The following is a 17,845-nucleotide window of genomic DNA, read 5'->3' as shown; positions in this document are numbered from 1 at the left end:
TTTATACTCCTGTGCTGCCTCTTTTTACTTTCCCTTCAAAGTCATATATTCTAAAGCGTTTTGAAAAGATACATTGGCCCGCCACATCTTCCGAGCCAGCAAAAGCTGCTCCAAGGCCTGTCGACCGTTTTCTGTTGCTATGTCCTTATAAAATAACACTTCCAAGAGCTTGAAGACCTGTTCCTGCTTCTCCTTATCATCAGCCAGCTTTGCCAGACGTGAAACTTGCAGAAAAGCCTGACCGGAGCGATTTTGAAAATCCTTGACAAAGCGCTCGCATTCACTGACTAATTCAAAAAGGCGTTATTATGTGCCAAGCTTTCCGCTTCTGACTGAGTCTGACTATAGGCAGCTATCAGCTCCGCTCGACTTTTAATCAAGCCATCCTGCTCCAAGCTGTGCTGCAGAGCAGTTGTATTTTTCAAGAAATGATAAACCTGAGTCCGACTTCGAATCGTCGGCAGAATCAGCTGTTCATCAGCAGTCAGGAGAAAGATATAAATCTCGCTCTGTGGTTCCTCAATGACTTTGAGCAAGGAATTGGCTGCATTAACATGCATCCGATCCGCATTGCAGATAATGAAAACCTGCCGACTGCCTTCCAGACCACTCTGAGAGAAGTTTCGGACCAGCTCCCGAACTCGGTCAGTTTTGATAATGTTATTAGCTGGTCGCACCACCGTTACATCAGAAAAATCTTCTTCTGCAATCAAACGGCAGGAACGACAAGACTGGCAAGGCCAGACGCCCTGCTTATTCTCGCAAAAGAGACTCTGGGACAGGATTTGGGCCATTTCAAAACTGCCAAAAGCTCCGGTAAACAAGTAGGCGTGACTAAGCCGTCCCTGTTCCAAAATATGCTGAAACTGCTCAAACAAGCTGGGCTGGCTTTGCTGTAAATCTTTTATCTTCATGACAGATTCCCAAATCGTTCCTGAATGATGGTCAAACTATCAGCCACTACCTTATCCAAAGATTGGCTGGCATCTACCTTGACAAAGCGCTCGGGTTCCTTATCAAGAATCGCCAAATAGCCCTGCCGAACCCGCTGATGCAAGTCCAAACCTTCCAGATCAAGCCGATTCACCTCTCGACTTTCGTTCTTAGCAATCCGCGCCAGCCCTTCTTCCACATCAATATCAAAATAGAGAGTCAAATCAGGCTTGAGTCCATCTGTCGCAAACTGATTGAGCCATTCAATATCAGATACATCCAGCCCTCGGCCGTAGCCTTGATAGGCCACCGAACTATCGATAAAACGGTCCATCAAGACGATTTTCCCTTGCGCCAAAGCTGGTAAAACCCGCTCAGTCAAGTGCTGGCGGCGGCTGGCAATGTACAGCAAGAGCTCAGTCTTTGCATCCATAGCCGTGTGGCTAGGTTTCAAAATCACTTCGCGAATAGCCTCCGCAATCTGGACACCGCCCGGCTCCCGTGTCGTAATCAGACCAGTGCCATAATTTTTCAAAAAAGGAAGCAAGGCTTCCAACACACTCGACTTTCCAGCCCCTTCCGGACCTTCCAGCGAAATCAAAATACCATTTTTCATCTTTACCTTTAATCTCTAACTTCTAATTTTTTAATCTTTATAAGAAAATGCAGATGCGAATTACTCTCAAGCTTGATATAAACTACTTTTCAGAGTTCGTCCACATTGCTGAGCAGCCTGATAAGAGCCGACTCCGTCAACTCATTATTTTCATCCCGCTCTTTTTTATCTATTGTTTATTTTACCAAAAAAAAAGCTAAAATCCCATCATAAAAAAACTTTAAATATTTTTTCAAAGTGTTTTACAAAGGCTAAATTTTTGGTAAAATATATTCAGAAGAAATTTCTGGAAAGAGATTTAGGAGGATTTTATGTTTAAATTAAAAAACGTACTGGCCATCATTTTTGGGGCTGGAATTTTTTCTTTTGCGATTCATTATTTGGTCATTCCCTTTCATTTATATGAGGGCGGAGCAACAGGTCTGACCTTGATTACTTACTATCTATTTAAAATCCCTGTCTCGACGACCAACCTAGTGATTAACATTCCTCTCTTTATTATTGCATGGAAGCTACTGGGTTCGCGAACTCTCTACCTTAGCATTCTAGGGACTTTCTCTGTGTCTGCTTGGCTCAAGATTTTTGAAATCTTACCTGCTTCCAAACACCTGCAAGACTATTTTATCTCAGCTCTGGACGGCGATGTCTTACTAGCCGGTCTTGGAACAGGGATTGTTATGGGAATCGGACTAGGCACCATCTTTAATGCTGGTGGAACAACTGGCGGTACCGACATTGTAGCCCGCATCTTCAATAAATACACCGGCATTTCCATAGGCAGACTCATGCTGACGGTTGACTTTGTAGTCATTACCTTGGTTCTCCTAGTCTTCAAAGACTTACGTATGGTATCTTACACCTTGATGTTTGTCTTTATCACCTCCCGCGTTATTGACCTGATTGCAGAAGGAGGTTTTGCTGGTAAGGGATTCCTTATTGTTACCAGTAAGCCCACTGAGCTAGCTGAAGCTATCAATGACAAGCTGGATCGTGGAGTGACCTACCTCAAGGGGCAAGGCTTCTATAGCAAGCAGGATCTGCAAATTGTCTACTGTGTTGTTTCCCGTAATGAAATGCAGCAAATGAAGAAACTCATCAACCAAGTCGATCCATTTGCCTTTACTACTATTACCGAAGCCCATGAGATCTTGGGCGAAGGCTTCACTTTAGATGCCAACAAACAACCTATTGTACGTTAAAAACCTCATCTAACGATGAGGCTTCAGATTGAAGACAAAGTCCTAAGAACAGAAGTTTCTAAGGGCTTTTCTTTTTGTAAAGTCGTATAATAGAGGTAAGAACAGTTGTGAGGTGCTCCCTATGTTTCACAAAGAAAAATCTGATTATAATCGCTGCCAATATGGCTTCTATACGATAGACGAATTGGTCCCAGAAGATCACTTTCTTCGCCAATTGGAAGCGGAGGTTGATTTTGACTTTATCTATGACTTGGTTGAAGAAACCTATAGCCCAGATCAGGGTCGTCCCAGTCTAGATCCCGTCATGTTGGTCAAAATTCCTTTGATTCAATGTTTTTATGGCATTCGCTCCATGCGCCAAACCATTAAAGACATAGAAGTAAACGTAGCTTATCGTTGGTTTCTTGGACTAAGCTTGGATGACAAGGTGCCTCATTTTACCACATATGGAAAGAATTACAGCCGTCGTTTTCAAGATAAAGCACTGATTACTGAGATATTTTCACACGTACTCCATCAAGCTTTATGTGCTGGTTTGATTGATCCTTCTGAGATATTTGTGGATGGAACCCATATTAAAGCGGCAGCCAACAGCCACAAGTATCATAAGGAAATGGTTGCCCAACAAGCTACATTTATGAGTGAGCAATTGGAAGTTGAGATTGATTTAGATAGGAGAAAACACGAAAAAAAGCCCTTAAAGCCCGCAAAAGAAAGCGAGGCTAAGGAAAAGAAAATCTCAAGGACAGATCCTGAGAGTGGTTGGTTCCACAAGGGGGAACACAAGGAAGTCTTTGCCTATTCTGCCCAAGTAGCGTGTGATAAGCATGGTTGGGCCTTGGCTTATACGGTTGAAGCAGGAAATGTTCATGATAGTCAGGCTTTCCCTGCCCTTTTTGCCAAGATTGAGCCTTTTCATCCAACCTATCTCATCGCAGATGCAGGTTATAAAACCCCAAGTATTGCAAAATTTTTGTTAGACAGAGAGATTACCCCTGTCTTCCCTTATACCCGCCCCAAGGGTGTAAAAGGGAACTTAAGGCCCAATGATTTTGTTTATGATTCCTATTATGACTGTTACCTCTGTCCAGAGAACCAAGTGTTAACCTATCGCACGACGACCCGAGCAGGCTACCGTGAGTATAAGAGTGATTCAACAGTATGTGTCGCCTGTCCCCTATTATCTGTTTGTACCCAGAGCCAGAATCAGCAGAAAGTCATCACAAGACATGTATGGAAAGATGCGCTTGAATGTTGTGAAGAGATTCGACACCAAAGAGGGATGAAGGAGCTCTATAAGAAGCGCAAAGAAACCATTGAGCGGCTCTTTGGGACAGCTAAAGAATACCACAACCTCCGTTATACAAGAGAGAAAGGCAAGTCCAAGATGGAAGATAAGGTTGGGCTTACTTTGGCGTGTTTGAATCTCAAAAAACTAGTAAAAATGAGGGTGGGGAAGCCTTTTTATTTTGTTCAAATGACCATTATGCTATCAAAAGATGAAATCAAAAGATGAAATTTTAGCCTGACAAACAGAAAAAGACAAACACTATTTGGAATGTTTGTCTACGGTCTGAAACCTCATCTAACGATGAGGCTTTTTTATGTTATTTATAAAGCTTTTGCAGCAGTATGTGTAATCTCAGCCAGCTTAATAGCATGCTCTTCAAATTTTTTCTTGAGGAGCTCCATGTCTATATCACCAGCTAACTGTACTTCAATGACAACTTTGCCATCCTTGCGTGGGATATTGACTGTATTGGAGATGTTGAGATTTTCTTCCACCAAAAGACGGATAATCTGCTCAAGAACCCCCACCTTATTCTCAGTGACAAAACGCAGCCGAACTCCCTCTTCGCCATAGCCAGATACTTCCAAGAAAGCCTTGAAAATATCACGATCCGTGATAACTCCGTAAAGCTGTTCATTGTCCACAACAGGCAGGATGCCAATCTTATTTTTCAGCATCAGATAGGTCGCATCTTCCAGACTGGCAAACTGAGAAATCGTGATCACATCACGAATCATAACATCACCAACCTTGGTTTTGTTGAGAAGATAGTTCATCTCATAAATGGACAGGCTCGTTGCCTTAGATGGACTAGCTTCTGCAATCGTTCCCTCTGTAACTAGCCCTACCAATTGGTCATTCTCAATTACCGGCAGACGGTGGAGCTTCTGCTCACGCATCATATCTGCCGCATGAGCAATTGTTGTATCTGGGCTGATATAAACCACCTTACGCGTCATAAAATCTTTAACTGCCATAAGAGTTCCCCCTTCTTCCTATCCGTATTTCTTATACTCATTATACTTTATTTTGCAGCTGATTTCAAACGCTTCCAAGTTCTTTGCCTAAGTTTTCAAAATTTAGAAAAATCCTACGATTGGAAAAATTGAAGATAGGAAATGCCTAGCTAAACTATTTTAAGCATCTAAGAGAAAAAAGTACAATGGACCTCATCGAGCGAAAACTCGCTCTCGTGAGTTCCCATCTGCAACCTGAAACAATCCACTGAGTATATTGACGAAAACCTTGTTTTCTTTAGCTGCAACTTAAAAAGGTCCAAGGGACCTTTTCAAAATGTTAAGTTACTTCCATAACTTTCTATCCACAACCTAAAAATGTCTCCCAGACATTTTGAAGAAAACTCGCTACCGCGAGTTCCTATCTGCAACCTGAAACAATCCACCGGCCATCTTGACGAAAACCTTGTTTTCTTTAGCTGCAACTTAAAAAGGTCCACTGGACCTTTTTAACCACCTAGATAAGCTTTGCGGACTTCGTCAGAAGCGAGGAGTTCTTGTCCAGTTCCGGACAGAACGATTTTACCTGTTTCAAGGACATAACCGCGGTCAGCGATAGAGAGAGCCTTGTTTGCATTTTGCTCAATCAAAAGAACTGTAGTTCCTTGTCGCTGAATATCTTGGATAATATCGAAGATTTCCTGGATAAAGATCGGCGCCAAGCCCATAGAAGGTTCATCCAAGAGCAAAAGCTTAGGCGTAGACATCAAAGCACGTCCCATAGCCAGCATCTGCTGCTCACCTCCTGAAAGGGTTGCAGCATCTTGGTTTTTACGCTCTTCCAAGCGTGGAAAACGAGAGAAGACCTTTTTGAGATTGGCTTGATTTTCTTCGCGGTTTGTTTTGAGGAAGGCTCCCATTTCCAAATTTTCCAAAACGGTCAAACCTGGAAAGACATGACGGCCTTCTGGTACTTGCGAAAGTCCAGCTGCTACGATTTTTTGAGCAGGAACTTTTTGAATTTCATTGCCTACAAATTCAATTTTACCAGCACTTGGACGAACCAAGCCTGAAATAGTCCGGAGAATAGTCGTTTTCCCAGCGCCATTGGCACCAATCAGGGAAACGACTTCTCCTTCGTTTACTTCAAAGCTGACATCACGGACAGCCTGAATCATGCCATAATGGACAGAGAGATTCTCAACTTTAAGCATGGACATTAGGCTTCACCTCCTAGATAAGCTTCAATAACGCGTTTGTCATTCTTAATTTCATCAGGTGTTCCGTGCGCAATCAAGCGGCCGTACTCCAGCACATAGATTCGCTCAGTGACTTCCATTACCAGACTCATGTCATGCTCAATCAGCATGATGGTAATGTTAAATTCGTTTTTAATCCGTCGAATCAATGCAGTCAGCTCTGCTGTCTCCTGAGGGTTCATCCCTGCAGCCGGCTCATCCAAGAAAAGAATCTTGGGCTCTGTTGCCAAGGCCCGAACAATCTCCAAGCGGCGCTGCTGACCATAAGCTAGGTTCTTAGCCAAGGTTTCTGCTTCCTTGTCCAAGTCAAAAATTTTCAGCAACTCCAAAGCCTTGTCTTTGAGTTCTTCTTCGTTTTTGTAGTAGGCTGGCAGGCGGAAGAAAGAAGCTAACACATGAGCCTTATGATGATTACCAAAGGCAATCAAAACATTATCCAAAACACTAAGGTCCTTAAAGAGCCGGATGTTCTGGAAGGTCCGCCCTAGACCTAAAGCAGCAATCTTATAAGGAACCTTACCATTTAGCAAGTGACCATCCAGTGTCACTGTCCCTTCGCTCGGCTCATAAACGCCCGTTAAGAGATTGAAAAGAGTCGTTTTTCCTGCACCATTAGGGCCAATCAGACCAACCAGCTCGCCCTCGTTGAGTTCCAAGGTCACATCGCTGACAGCAGTCAGACCGCCAAAATTTTTAGTTAGATTTTTTACATCAAGAAGCGCCATTATTCTTTGACCTCCTTATTCTTTTTGAAGAGCTTAGACAGACTGAGCTCCCAAGTTCCTAAAAGTCCACCTGGACGGAAAATCATGACCAAGATTAAAGCCAAAGAATAGACAATCATCCGAATGCTTGATACATCCTGCAGCAGCATATTGAGAATGCCCAATACTACTGCAGCTACAATGGTTCCAGTCATAGAGCCTAGACCACCAAAAACGACAATAATCAAGATATTGATAGTGTTGGTAAAGGAATAGTCCTTAGGAACAACTGAACCAACGAAGCCAGCTTGAAGAGAGCCAGCAATAGAAGCCGTGATAGCTCCCAAGACAAAGGCTGTCACTTTGATTCTAGTAGTATTAACCCCAACAGACTCGGCAGCAATCTCATCCTCACGGACAGACAGAGTACTGCGGCCAATAGGACTGCGCAGGAAATTCAAGGTCAAAATAGTTGTGATAACAACAAAGACATAGACCATCTGCCAAGAAGTAAAGGGCGGAATGGATAGGATACCAGCTGCGCCATTAGTCAAAGTACCGCCATTAATGATCAGAATCCGGATAATCTCTGAGACACCAAGAGTCGCAATCGCAAGATAGTCGCCTTTAAGACGAAGCGTTGGCAAACCAACTGCCAAAGCCACAATACCAGCAATGACAGCTCCCGCCAGCATAGCAATAAAGAAAGCTCCATAAGTTGGCGATTTAGAGCCAATAATTGCTACAGCGTAGGCACCGATAGCCATAAAGCCAGCATGCCCAAGAGAGAATTGACCCGAGAATCCGACGATGAGATTGAGCCCCACAGCCAAAATAATATTAATTCCGATCTGCTCTAAAATTTGAATGTAAAAAGCATTGAGAACACCGGCACTAACCAATACTGTCATCAGCAGGTAGCCAATTAAGACAAGGCCAAGCCAGAAAATATTTACCTTTAAATTCTTTTTCATACCTTACACCTTCTCTTTCACATTTTTGCCAAGGATACCAGCTGGACGAATCAGAAGAATGACAATCAAAATCGCATAGACAATGGCATCGCGGAAATCAGATAATCCAAGCGCTGTCGCAAAAGTTTCCAAAAGACCAATAACAAAGCCACCAAGCGCTGCACCAGGAATGATTCCAATACCACCAAGAACGGCCGCTACAAAGGACTTAATACCTGGAGTCATCCCCATCAAAGGCTCTAATGAATTATAGTAGAGGGCAATTAGGACGCCAGCAGCTCCTGCAAGAGCTGATCCTAAAGCAAAGGTGAAGCTGATTGTCCGATTGACATTGATTCCCATCAGCTGAGCAGCATCACTGTCTACAGACACAGCACGCATAGCCTTACCCATTTTTGTCTTCTGCACGATGAACTGCAGAGCTACCATGAGGAAAATCGAAATTCCCAAAATCAGCAACTGAATATTTGAGATAGAAATCGGTCCTAAGTTAAAGCGTACTGTCTTTATAACCTGCGGGAAGGAACGGGTATTGGCACCGACAAAGAAAATCATACCATTCTGGAGGAGAAAGGAAACTCCAATGGCTGTAATCAAAGCCGCAATCCGAGTCGAATTTCGCAGAGGACGATAGGCTAAAAACTCAATAACCACCCCGAGAATCGCTGTCCCAATCATGGCTAAAATGAGAGAAAGGAAGAAATTAAACTTCAGGATATTAATCAAGTAATAACCCATAAAGGCACCAATCATATAGATATCGCCATGGGCAAAGTTAATCAGCTTAATAATCCCATAAACCATGGTATAACCCAAAGCCAGAAGCGCATAAACACCACCCAGGATTAGACCGTTGACTAATTGTTGGAGCATTAGACACCACTCTTTCTATAATAAAATAAGGAATGGGATAAAAATCATCAGACCAGGTCGTGATTGAGTCATCCCACTCCCAAAATACGAATAATAGTTGATTGAGAAACGAAGAAGAATAGATTATAAAACAATACTCTTTCAACCCATAGATTCATAAAGCAAGAAATCATCTACTAATTTCGTTCAAACAACTAAAAATAGAAAACAAGTCAAAGACTGGGATAGCCCCAGCCTCATAACTCTTATTCCGCTTTAACTGTTTCTACAGTATCTACCTGACCGTCTTTCAAGCCAATCATCAAAGCTGTTTTCACTGGATTGTGATCTTTATCAATAGTGATTGAACCAGTCACTCCATCGAAATCTTTAAGCTTAGCCAAGTTGTCTTTGATATCTACAGAAGTTTTAGCACCTTTGGCTGCTTCTGCTGCCATATAAACAGAGTCATATGCCAGAGCTGCAAACATAGATGGCTCTTCTTTGTACTTAGCTTTGTATGCTTCAACAAACTTCTTAGCTTTTTCTGACATTTCACCAGAAGTTGTAAAGCCAGATACATAGTAAACATTTGTAGCTGCAGCAGGAGTTGCTTGCTCAACGAACTTAGCATCACCAAAGCCATCAGGTCCAACGATTGTTTGGTCAATACCCAAACCACGCGCTTGATTGACAATTTTACCAGCTTCCGTGTAGTAACCTAGAACAACCAGAGCATCAAATTCTTTGCCCTTAATCTTTGTCAAAGCAGCTTGGAAGTCTGTATCCTTGGATTGGAACGTTTCTGTTGCTACAATCTCACCCTTGAATTCCTTCTTGAAGGCATCCGCCATTCCTTTAGCGTAATCACTAGATTGGTCGTAGTAAAGAACGACTTTCTTAGCTTTCAAGTTGTCAGTGACATACTCAGAAATGATTTTACCTTGGTAGCTATCAATAAAGGTAGCACGGAAAAGATAATCTTGCTTGTTGGTCAGGTCATCCTGTGTCGCACTTGGTGTAATGATTGGTACACCCGCTTTAGCAGCATTTGCAGTAGCTGAAGCTGTAGCTCCAGAAGTCGCAGGGCCAATGATTGCATTTACCTTGCTTTGGGTAACCAAGCTAGTGGTGACGGTCGATGCTTCAGCTGTTTCTGACTTGTTATCCTTATCAATAACTTCAATCTTCTTGCCATCCACACCGCCAGCAGCGTTGATTTCATCAACTGCCAGCTGAGCACCACGTTGTTCAGCTGTACCGTAGGCTGCTACTTCACCTGATTCTTCAAAGTTAAAACCAAATTTAATTGTATCTCCAATTTCTGTACCAGTTGCTGTTGAGTTGTTGTTAGATACTTCTCCACAAGCTGCGAGAAGGGCCGCACTAGCAAAAGCTACTAAGGATAGTGCAAATTTTTTCTTCATTAGGAAATCTCCTTAAGTGAGTTATTTGATGATATAGTAAGAATATATCGAATTATCTGACAATTGTCAACCCTTTATAAAAATTTTATCAAATGATAACGTTTTCTTGTTCTCTATAGAGGCTTCCAACAAAGTTTTGATCTAGTTCTTTTATGTGAGAAATCCGAACTTGCTTAACATAGCGCTCCTTGGGCAGATTCTCCTGTAAGTTCTGGGCTTCCTCTTGCTTGACATAGAGATGCAGATAGCGATGCTTCTTAGAATGATAAATAATATCCCCAAAGTTAGCCAGCTTTTTGGCATCTCGATTATAGTAAAGATAGACAATCAAGCCCACTCTTTCTTCTCTCTCTATCATAAAGCTCCTTTCCGGTTCATGTAGTTCTTAGATGATTATAGCAAAGATAGGGCAAAAAAACTAGCCCTCAAAAGCTTTATGATTAGCTTAAAACACCTGAACTTGCAAACTTATCAGATTCAAAACAGCAAAAAAGGAGCCTCTTTTGGCTCCTACTATGTTAGTTCAGGTTGCTATTTTCCATGATTTCGTCAATAAAGCCGTATTCCAAGGTTTCTTGAGCACTCATCCAGTAGTCGCGTTCTGCATCCTTGTGGATTTGCTCAACAGACTTACCAGAGTTTTCAGCCAAGATTTTTTCCAAGGTATTACGAGTTCTAAGCAAGTGCTCAGCTACAATGGCCATATCTGTTTGCTGGGTACCACTTCCAGCTCCTCCCATTGGCTGGTGAATCAGATATTCTGCATTTGGAAGCATGAAGCGTTTGCCTTTGGCACCACTGGAAGCAATGACCGTTCCCATGCTGGCAGCTACACCCATAACAATGGTCTGAACATCAGACTTGATGAAGTTCATAGTATCCACAATAGCAAGACCTGCTGAAACAGATCCACCCGGCGTATTTACATAGAGATAAATATCTTTAGTATTGTCCTGTGCATCCAAGAAAAGGAGCTGGGCAATGATTGAATTAGCCATATTATCCTCTACTGGACCAGTCAGCATGATAATCCGATCTTTTAATAGCCGAGAATAAATGTCATAGGAGCGCTCCCCTCGGCTGGTTTGTTCAATAACTACAGGAATCATAGTTTTCTCTCTTTCTCTTTTTAAAATTTTCTATCAAACTAGGGAATAGAATTTCAAATTACGTGACTATTATATCCTTTTGGTCAAAAAAGGTCAAATAGAAACTTTTACTTAGTTCCGAAAAGACGATCTCCTGCATCTCCCAGCCCTGGTACGATATAGCCATGGTCATTGAGGTGGTCATCCAGAGCAGCTGTGAAAATATCAACATCTGGGTGAGCTTCCTGCAAGGCTTTTACTCCTTCAGGTGCAGAAACTAAACATACAAAAGTAATGTGGCTAGCACCACGTTTCTTGAGAGAATCCACCGCCAAGATCGCAGAACCACCCGTAGCTAGCATTGGATCTACAACAAAAATCTGACGTTGGTCAATATCTTCTGGAAGCTTGACCAGATATTCAACCGGCTTCAAGGTTTCCTCATCACGGTACATTCCGATATGGCCGACCTTAGCTGCTGGAACCAAGCTCAGAAGTCCATCTACCATGCCAATACCAGCTCGCAGGATTGGAACAATAGCTAATTTCTTCCCAGCAATCTGCTTTTGAATGGTTTTCGTAATCGGTGTTTCAATTTCGACATCTTCAAGTGGCAAATCGCGCAAAACTTCATATCCCATGAGCATTGCGATTTCATCTACTAATTCACGAAAAGCCTTGGTAGACGTATCTGTGCGACGCAAGATAGACAATTTATGCTGAATTAGTGGATGAGCGATAACTTCAAGTTTTCCCATGATTGGATTTCCTTCTTTCAATTTATTCTTCTTATTATATCAAAAAAAGAGTGAAAAGGCTTGCCATAAGCAAACCTTTTCAACGATTTTCTACACTTTACTTCCGTAGACTATAACACATGATATAAAGGTATTTGAGAATAAATCAAAAATATTTTTGATTTATTTTGGCAATACCTCTGCAATACGGGAGCAGATTTCTTCAACCATCGTCTCCGGAGCAGCAACATTTAGGCGGGCATGACCTTTACCTTCTGGGCCAAAATCACTTCCCCGATTCAGGATGACTTTAGCCTCTTCTCGCAGCAGCTGGAAGAGTTGGTCATCTGTCAGGCCATAATCTGAAAAGTCCAGCCAAATCAGATAAGTTCCTTGAGGCTTCATGACCCGCAGGCGCGGCGCTTCCTTGGCAAAATAATCAACCACAAAATTCACATTCTTCTCCAGAACTTCCTTGAGCTCCATCAACCAAGACCAACCGTAACGGTAGGCTGCTTCTGTCGTTAAAAAACCAAGGCCAGGAATTTCATGCTGGTTGTTGGCCAACTGGCGCTTTTTAAATCGTTGCCGCAAGCTAGGATTCTCAATCACAGCATAGGAATTTTTAGTCCCAGCAATATTAAAAGTCTTAGTTGCACTGGCTAAAATCAAGCTAAAGTCCTTAAAGTCAGGCGAAACAGTATTGAAAGACTGATGTTCATGGCCAAACAGCGTCAAATCTTGGTGGATTTCGTCTGAGACCAGGATAACGCCGTACTTTTGGCAGAGGCGGCCAATTTTCTCTAACACTTCCCGTTCCCAAACTCGACCTCCGGGATTGTGCGGATTGCAAAGAACATAAATCTTGACTTCATTATCTGCAATGTCACGCTCCAACTGTTCAAAGTCAATCTGAAAAAGTCCGTCTTTCTCTATCAAAGAATTGGTAATAAGCTGACGATTATTGAGTTTAACACTGCGGGCAAAAGGCGGATAAACTGGAGTGTTGATGAGAACGGCATCACCTTCCTCTGTAAAGGCTTGAATAGCTGTCGAAATAGCAGGAACAACCCCTTCAATAAATACCAAGGCTTCCCGATCAAAGGTATAGTCGTGCTCATCCCTCTCCCAATCTAGAACGGCATTGATTAGCTCTTCACTAGCATAGGTATAGCCATAGACTAACTGATTAGCGTAATCATGAACAGCTTGCTGGATTTCAGGCAGGACTTCAAAATCCATATCTGCAATCCATGCTGGCAGGACTTCTTTGTCCTTCTCCACTTCTTTCCATTTATAAGTATGATGCCCTACACGACAGGGGGCTTTTTCAAAATTATATCTTCCCATATTATTCATTCTCCAAGGCTGCGCGTAAATCGTCTACCAAATCTCGACTATCCTCAATTCCAATTGACAGGCGCAGCAAATCATCAGTTAAGCCATAAGAATGACGCACCTCTACCGGAATGTCTGCATGAGTCTGGGTCGTCGGATAGGTAATCAGGCTCTCCACCCCACCCAAACTTTCCGCAAAGGTAAAGACTTTCAGGCTATTTAAGAGATGAGGAATCTTCCCTTCGTCCACAACTTTAAAGGAAATCATACCACCCTTACCTGGATAGAGAACCTCTTTTACCGCAGGAGATTGCTTCAGAAAAGCGACTACTTCTTGTGCATTCTGAGTAGAACGCTCCATGCGGAGTGCTAATGTCTTGAGGCCGCGCAAAAGCAGATAGCTGTCAAAAGGAGACAGAACTGGCCCAGTTGTATTGAGGTTATAGAATAGCTTGTCATAAATAGCAGCGTCATTGGTCATGATAGCTCCAGCCAAGACATCATTGTGCCCGCCTAGATACTTGGTCGCAGAGTGTAGAACAATATCTGCTCCATCCTCCAGTGGTCTTTGATAAATGGGACTGTAGAAGGTATTGTCCACAATGACAGCTGCTCCTCGCTCGTGAGCCGCTTGGGAAATGCGGGCAATGTCAAACTCTACCATAAGAGGATTTGTCGGTGTCTCGATATAGACAATATCTATATCCTCTGTCAGTTCGTTCAGCAGTTCTTCTTCTGTATTGGCATAGGTAAAGTCAAAGCGTCCTTCCGCTTCAGCCTGGGCAAACCAACGGAAAGAGCCTCCATAGAGATCCCGAACAGCTAAAACCTTACTGCCGACTGGAAAGGCACTAAAGGCCAGCACAATAGCCGACATACCAGAACTAGTTGCTAGGGCATAGTCTGCGCTTTCGATAGCAGCCAGAGTCTCTTCCAAGCTAACCCGTGTTGGATTCTTGGTTCGAGTATAGTCATAACCTGTTGACTGGCCAAACTCAGGGTGCTGGTAGGTCGTTGAAAAATGCAAGGGTGTTGTTAAGGCACCGGTTGCTTCATCTGTTTTAACCCCAGCCTGAGCCAGTAGTGTATTTAATTTTACGTCCTTACTCATATTAACCTTCCAATCCTTCGCTAATACTTCATCCTCTATTGTAACATCTTTTGAAAACATTTATCTTTTTTCTTTTCAAGAGCTAGCTATAGTTTGAAACTATAATGTTGATGTTTTAGAAAAACAAAGCTAAAAATTAAAAAGCCCTGCGGCTTTTTAATAGATATGAAAGCGTCGGCGCAGACTGGCTGCTTTTGAACCGATAAAGCGATCCATAAGGCGAACTTTGAGCGCCAGACCGCCATAGACAGCGAGGCCAATGCCCCCAATCAGAGCTATATAGACAAAGCTGGAAATCCGTCCGCTAGGATGGAGAAAGAGGCCAATGAGCAGTTCTGCTACCAAGACAAAGATAGTCATCAGAACCGTCAGAATCACTGACAGGAGACTTCGTTTAAAGAGGTTCTTAGGATTCAGACCAGTTACCTTGCGAATTTCCTGATACATGAGCAGGATTGGGATAATCAGACCAATTGTCGTCGCAAGAAGAGGTCCATAAGCTTTGAAAATATAAATCAATGGCACTTGCAGCACCAACTTCACTCCTACTCCATAGAGGAAGTAAATAATAGCTTTTCGATTTTGGAAGAGGGCCTGAATCATCGGAGCCAACACCGTATATAGACTGAGGATAATGGTCTGCAGCATAGCAAAGATGAAAAGGCCTAGTGCTAAGCTATCTGGCGTGCCATAGAAAACGGTGTAAAGTGGCTCCGCCACCAAAACAGCACCAATAGTTGCCGGCAGGATAAAGAAAATCAGCATGCTAAGATTATCCTGCACTAAGCGGGCAGCCGAGCGAAAATCACCTTTGACATAGTTCTCGGTCAAGAGAGGAATCCCCACACCACCAATAGAGGTCGCCACAGCAATTAAAATCATGGTGACTTTATTAGGATTGGCTGAGAAATAGGCGAATTGAACCAGAAGCTCTGACTTGTTGTACTTACTGTTCCAGCCCATGACATTGATAAAGGTAGATTGGTCAATAATCTGAAAAAGCTGAATAGCAGAGCCCGTGATAATGAAAGGAATGGCTTCACGAATGGTATCCCAGAGCAGGGCACGGCCATTAATCTCTGTAGCATTCGATGGCTTATGAAGGATGGAAGTCAGCATTCCTGTCTTCCAAAGATAGAAGGCCAAGACAGCCATACTAGCCAGCATACCGATAAAAGCGGCAAAAGTTGATTGGGTAACCGCTTCTACATAGTTGCCAGAACCGATTTTCATGATGAAAAAGGCTGTCAGCAACATCCAAATCACCCGAATGACCTGCTCCGCAATCTGACTGATGGCATAAGGCTTGAGATTGTTAAAACCTTGGAAAAAACCTCGGATAACGCTCATCGATGGGAATATCAAAACAGCCCAGGACAGACTCTGCATAACAGGCACCAAGTCTGAACCACCACCGGACATAGAAGCGAAAACTGGTGAGAGCAGGTACATGATGACTGCAAAGATGGCTCCCAAAAGCAACATAAACTTGAGAAACTCTCGAATCAGAGTAAAACTGTGCTCTTCCTTGTCAATGGTATTGTACTTAGCTACCTGCTTGGCTACGGCCACTGGCACGCCGGCTGTCGAAATCAGTAAAAACCAAGCATAGATATTGTAGCCCATAGTAAAAAGGCCGTTGGCCTCAGCGCCGTGCTTGCCCATCCAGATATACCAAGGAATGATATAGATGGCACCCAGAAGACGACTGATAAAATTGCTGGCAGTTAACCAGGCAGTTCCCCGCAGCATCTGTTGCTGCTGGCTTGTTGTTTCTTGGCTCATAGAAAACCTCTTCTATTTATTCTTCTTTTATTATAAACTTTTCCTTGCCTCTTGTAAAACCCAGCCATAAGGTTTACAATAGATTTATGATTAAAATTGAAACCGTATTAGATATTTTAAAAAAAGACCATAATTTTCGGGATATTGTCAAAGACGGAGAATACTTCTTCTCCTACAGCGGCTTAACTTTCGATAGTATCAGCTATGACAGCAGGGAAGCGGATGCCTCTACCCTCTTTTTTGTCAAGGGTGAGGCTTTTAAGAAAGAATTTCTAGAAAAAGCCGTCACAGCTGGCCTACGCTTTTATATCAGCGAGACAGACTTTCAAGTGGGCATTCCGGTCCTCTTGGTCAACGATGTCAAGCAGGCCATGAGTCTCTTAGCCATGGAATTTTACGACCATCCTGAGAAAAAGCTCAAACTGCTGGCCTTTACAGGCACCAAGGGCAAGACCACTACAGCTTATTTTGCCTATCAAATCCTTTCCCAAAGTCATCATCCTGCCCTGCTTTCGACTATGAACACCACTTTGGATGGCGAGACTTTCTTCAAGTCAACTCTGACTACACCAGAGAGTCTGGATCTCATTAAAATGATGGCCCAAGCCCTTGCTAATAATCGGACTCATCTCATCATGGAAGTTTCCAGTCAGGCTTATCTCAAGAAAAGGGTCTATGGCCTAACCTTTGATGTCGGTGTCTTTCTCAATATCAGCCCCGACCATATCGGTCCAATCGAGCATCCCACCTTTGAAGATTACTTCTACAACAAGCGGCTCTTGATGGACAATAGCCGAGCAGTTATTGTGAATAGCGGCATGGACCATTTCCAAATCGTGAAAGAGCAAGTCGCTTCTATGGAACACGATTTCTATGGAACAGGCTCTAACAACACTATCACGGATTCTCAGGCTTTCAGCTTTGAAGCTGCTGGTAAATTAACTGGCCACTATGATATCCAGCTCATCGGCCGCTTCAATCAGGAAAATGCAGTAGCGGCTGGTCTTGCCTGTCTGCGTCTGGGTGCTAGCCTCGAAGACATCAAAAAAGGAATTGCCGCAACCCAAGTCCCAGGCCGTATGGAAGTTCTGACTCAGAAAAATGGCGCCAAGGTCTTCGTTGACTACGCTCACAATGGCGTCAGCCTGAGCAACCTAATATCTGTGGTAGAGGAACACCAGAAAGGCAAGATTATTCTCCTTTTGGGTGCTACTGGCAACAAGGGTGAAAGCCGCCGCAAAGACTTCGGTCTCCTACTTAATCAGCATCCTGAGCTGACCGTTATCCTAACCGCGGACGACCCCAACTATGAAGATCCCCTAGCCATTGCGGAGGAAATCGCATCCTATATCTCCTATCCAGTGGAAAAAATAGCGGACCGTGAAGAAGCCATCAAAAAAGCTCTCAGTCTGACAGATCAAGAGGGAGATGCCGTCATTCTAGCTGGCAAAGGAGCGGATGCTTACCAAATCGTAGAAGGAGAAAAAGTAGCCTATCCAGGAGACTATGCCCTTGCTGAAAAGTATTTATAAGAGAGGCTGGGACAAAAAGATTTCAATTTTTAAAAATCTTAAT

The 17,845-nt window shown here is 43.1% G+C and carries 18 protein-coding genes and 1 pseudogene; 5 read left to right on the top strand and 14 right to left on the bottom strand.

Annotated features, from left to right (window positions below; all coding sequences use genetic code 11):
- Positions 1-24: 24 nt before the first annotated feature.
- Positions 25-914 (bottom strand): annotated as a pseudogene (locus tag FFV08_03605) (DNA polymerase III subunit delta').
- Positions 911-1,549 carry a dTMP kinase gene (locus tag FFV08_03600; protein ID QLB51825.1) on the bottom strand — a complete coding sequence of 213 codons (639 nt, stop codon included), beginning with the start codon at positions 1,547-1,549 and terminating at the stop codon, positions 911-913. Before FFV08_03600 ends, FFV08_03605 begins: the two are co-directional and overlap by 4 nt.
- 47 nt (positions 1,550-1,596) lie before the next feature.
- On the opposite strand from FFV08_03600, the gene FFV08_03595 reads away from it, so the two are divergent.
- The 3 genes from FFV08_03595 (at position 1,597) to FFV08_03585 (ending at position 4,264) form a co-directional block, all read left to right on the top strand.
- Positions 1,597-1,749, top strand: a complete 153-nt coding sequence (locus FFV08_03595) for an MFS transporter (protein QLB51824.1) — start codon at positions 1,597-1,599, stop codon at positions 1,747-1,749.
- Between the two features lie 111 nt (positions 1,750-1,860).
- Positions 1,861-2,748: a YitT family protein gene (locus FFV08_03590; protein QLB51823.1), complete on the top strand. Its 888-nt coding sequence runs from the start codon at positions 1,861-1,863 to the stop codon at positions 2,746-2,748.
- 121 nt (positions 2,749-2,869) lie between these two features.
- Positions 2,870-4,264: an IS1182 family transposase gene (locus FFV08_03585; protein ID QLB51822.1), complete on the top strand. Its 1,395-nt coding sequence runs from the start codon at positions 2,870-2,872 to the stop codon at positions 4,262-4,264.
- Between the two features lie 95 nt (positions 4,265-4,359).
- Here FFV08_03585 and FFV08_03580 read toward each other — a convergent pair whose 3' ends face one another.
- The 9 genes from FFV08_03580 to FFV08_03540 form a co-directional block, all read right to left on the bottom strand.
- A complete protein-coding gene (locus FFV08_03580; protein ID QLB51821.1) occupies positions 4,360-5,016 on the bottom strand; it encodes a CBS domain-containing protein in 657 nt (218 codons plus the stop codon).
- 488 nt (positions 5,017-5,504) lie between these two features.
- Positions 5,505-6,215, bottom strand: coding sequence for an ABC transporter ATP-binding protein (locus tag FFV08_03575; GenBank protein QLB51820.1), 711 nt, complete (start codon positions 6,213-6,215; stop codon positions 5,505-5,507).
- On the bottom strand, positions 6,215-6,979 hold the full coding sequence (locus tag FFV08_03570; protein QLB51819.1) for an ABC transporter ATP-binding protein: 765 nt from the start codon (positions 6,977-6,979) through the stop codon (positions 6,215-6,217). The genes FFV08_03575 and FFV08_03570 overlap by 1 nt, the downstream gene beginning before the upstream one ends.
- A complete protein-coding gene (locus FFV08_03565; protein QLB51818.1) occupies positions 6,979-7,932 on the bottom strand; it encodes a branched-chain amino acid ABC transporter permease in 954 nt (317 codons plus the stop codon). The genes FFV08_03570 and FFV08_03565 overlap by 1 nt, the downstream gene beginning before the upstream one ends.
- 3 nt (positions 7,933-7,935) lie before the next feature.
- Positions 7,936-8,805 carry a branched-chain amino acid ABC transporter permease gene (locus tag FFV08_03560; GenBank protein QLB51817.1) on the bottom strand — a complete coding sequence of 290 codons (870 nt, stop codon included), beginning with the start codon at positions 8,803-8,805 and terminating at the stop codon, positions 7,936-7,938.
- Between the two features lie 245 nt (positions 8,806-9,050).
- On the bottom strand, positions 9,051-10,211 hold the full coding sequence (locus FFV08_03555; GenBank protein QLB51816.1) for an ABC transporter substrate-binding protein: 1,161 nt from the start codon (positions 10,209-10,211) through the stop codon (positions 9,051-9,053).
- Between the two features lie 88 nt (positions 10,212-10,299).
- Entirely contained in the window at positions 10,300-10,569 is a 270-nt protein-coding gene (locus tag FFV08_03550) for a DUF2129 domain-containing protein (GenBank protein ID QLB51815.1), read from the bottom strand.
- Between the two features lie 160 nt (positions 10,570-10,729).
- A complete protein-coding gene (locus FFV08_03545) occupies positions 10,730-11,320 on the bottom strand; it encodes an ATP-dependent Clp protease proteolytic subunit (protein QLB51814.1) in 591 nt (196 codons plus the stop codon).
- 107 nt (positions 11,321-11,427) lie between these two features.
- Positions 11,428-12,057: a uracil phosphoribosyltransferase gene (locus FFV08_03540; GenBank protein ID QLB51813.1), complete on the bottom strand. Its 630-nt coding sequence runs from the start codon at positions 12,055-12,057 to the stop codon at positions 11,428-11,430.
- On the opposite strand from FFV08_03540, the gene FFV08_03535 reads away from it, so the two are divergent.
- Positions 12,056-12,166: a hypothetical protein gene (locus tag FFV08_03535; GenBank protein ID QLB51812.1), complete on the top strand. Its 111-nt coding sequence runs from the start codon at positions 12,056-12,058 to the stop codon at positions 12,164-12,166. The genes FFV08_03540 and FFV08_03535 overlap by 2 nt on opposite strands.
- A gap of 53 nt (positions 12,167-12,219) precedes the next feature.
- Here the strand turns inward: FFV08_03535 and FFV08_03530 are convergent, their stop codons facing one another.
- The 3 genes from FFV08_03530 to FFV08_03520 all read right to left on the bottom strand — a co-directional run bounded on the left by FFV08_03530 (position 12,220) and on the right by FFV08_03520 (position 16,270).
- Entirely contained in the window at positions 12,220-13,386 is a 1,167-nt protein-coding gene (locus FFV08_03530; protein QLB51811.1) for a pyridoxal phosphate-dependent aminotransferase, read from the bottom strand.
- A 1-nt stretch (position 13,387) separates the two neighbouring features.
- Positions 13,388-14,545, bottom strand: coding sequence for a cystathionine gamma-synthase (locus tag FFV08_03525; protein QLB51810.1), 1,158 nt, complete (start codon positions 14,543-14,545; stop codon positions 13,388-13,390).
- Positions 14,546-14,641: 96 nt separating this feature from the next.
- A complete protein-coding gene (locus FFV08_03520) occupies positions 14,642-16,270 on the bottom strand; it encodes a polysaccharide biosynthesis protein (protein ID QLB51809.1) in 1,629 nt (542 codons plus the stop codon).
- A gap of 86 nt (positions 16,271-16,356) precedes the next feature.
- Here FFV08_03520 and FFV08_03515 point away from each other — a divergent pair, with 86 nt between their 5' ends.
- Positions 16,357-17,802 carry a UDP-N-acetylmuramoyl-L-alanyl-D-glutamate--L-lysine ligase gene (locus FFV08_03515; GenBank protein ID QLB51808.1) on the top strand — a complete coding sequence of 482 codons (1,446 nt, stop codon included), beginning with the start codon at positions 16,357-16,359 and terminating at the stop codon, positions 17,800-17,802.
- Positions 17,803-17,845: the final 43 nt, after the last annotated feature.

Source organism: Streptococcus sanguinis (assembly GCA_013378335.1).
GTDB lineage: Bacteria > Bacillota > Bacilli > Lactobacillales > Streptococcaceae > Streptococcus > Streptococcus sanguinis_I.
This window is presented reverse-complemented; position numbering and strand designations above follow the sequence as displayed.

Bases quoted from the DNA above. Each gene is read 5' to 3' on its own strand.
- FFV08_03585 (QLB51822.1), top strand. From the start codon at position 2,870: ATGTTTCACAAAGAAAAATCTGATTATAATCGCTGCCAATATGGCTTC.
- FFV08_03520 (QLB51809.1), bottom strand. From the start codon at position 16,270: ATGAGCCAAGAAACAACAAGCCAGCAGCAACAGATGCTGCGGGGAACT.
- FFV08_03540 (QLB51813.1), bottom strand. From the start codon at position 12,057: ATGGGAAAACTTGAAGTTATCGCTCATCCACTAATTCAGCATAAATTG.
- FFV08_03560 (QLB51817.1), bottom strand. From the start codon at position 8,805: ATGCTCCAACAATTAGTCAACGGTCTAATCCTGGGTGGTGTTTATGCG.
- FFV08_03550 (QLB51815.1), bottom strand. From the start codon at position 10,569: ATGATAGAGAGAGAAGAAAGAGTGGGCTTGATTGTCTATCTTTACTAT.
- FFV08_03515 (QLB51808.1), top strand. From the start codon at position 16,357: ATGATTAAAATTGAAACCGTATTAGATATTTTAAAAAAAGACCATAAT.
- FFV08_03565 (QLB51818.1), bottom strand. From the start codon at position 7,932: ATGAAAAAGAATTTAAAGGTAAATATTTTCTGGCTTGGCCTTGTCTTA.
- FFV08_03545 (QLB51814.1), bottom strand. From the start codon at position 11,320: ATGATTCCTGTAGTTATTGAACAAACCAGCCGAGGGGAGCGCTCCTAT.
- FFV08_03525 (QLB51810.1), bottom strand. From the start codon at position 14,545: ATGTTTTCAAAAGATGTTACAATAGAGGATGAAGTATTAGCGAAGGAT.
- FFV08_03575 (QLB51820.1), bottom strand. From the start codon at position 6,215: ATGTCCATGCTTAAAGTTGAGAATCTCTCTGTCCATTATGGCATGATT.
- FFV08_03595 (QLB51824.1), top strand. From the start codon at position 1,597: ATGCAGATGCGAATTACTCTCAAGCTTGATATAAACTACTTTTCAGAG.
- FFV08_03580 (QLB51821.1), bottom strand. From the start codon at position 5,016: ATGGCAGTTAAAGATTTTATGACGCGTAAGGTGGTTTATATCAGCCCA.
- FFV08_03535 (QLB51812.1), top strand. From the start codon at position 12,056: ATGATTGGATTTCCTTCTTTCAATTTATTCTTCTTATTATATCAAAAA.
- FFV08_03590 (QLB51823.1), top strand. From the start codon at position 1,861: ATGTTTAAATTAAAAAACGTACTGGCCATCATTTTTGGGGCTGGAATT.
- FFV08_03530 (QLB51811.1), bottom strand. From the start codon at position 13,386: ATGGGAAGATATAATTTTGAAAAAGCCCCCTGTCGTGTAGGGCATCAT.
- FFV08_03600 (QLB51825.1), bottom strand. From the start codon at position 1,549: ATGAAAAATGGTATTTTGATTTCGCTGGAAGGTCCGGAAGGGGCTGGA.
- FFV08_03555 (QLB51816.1), bottom strand. From the start codon at position 10,211: ATGAAGAAAAAATTTGCACTATCCTTAGTAGCTTTTGCTAGTGCGGCC.
- FFV08_03570 (QLB51819.1), bottom strand. From the start codon at position 6,979: ATGGCGCTTCTTGATGTAAAAAATCTAACTAAAAATTTTGGCGGTCTG.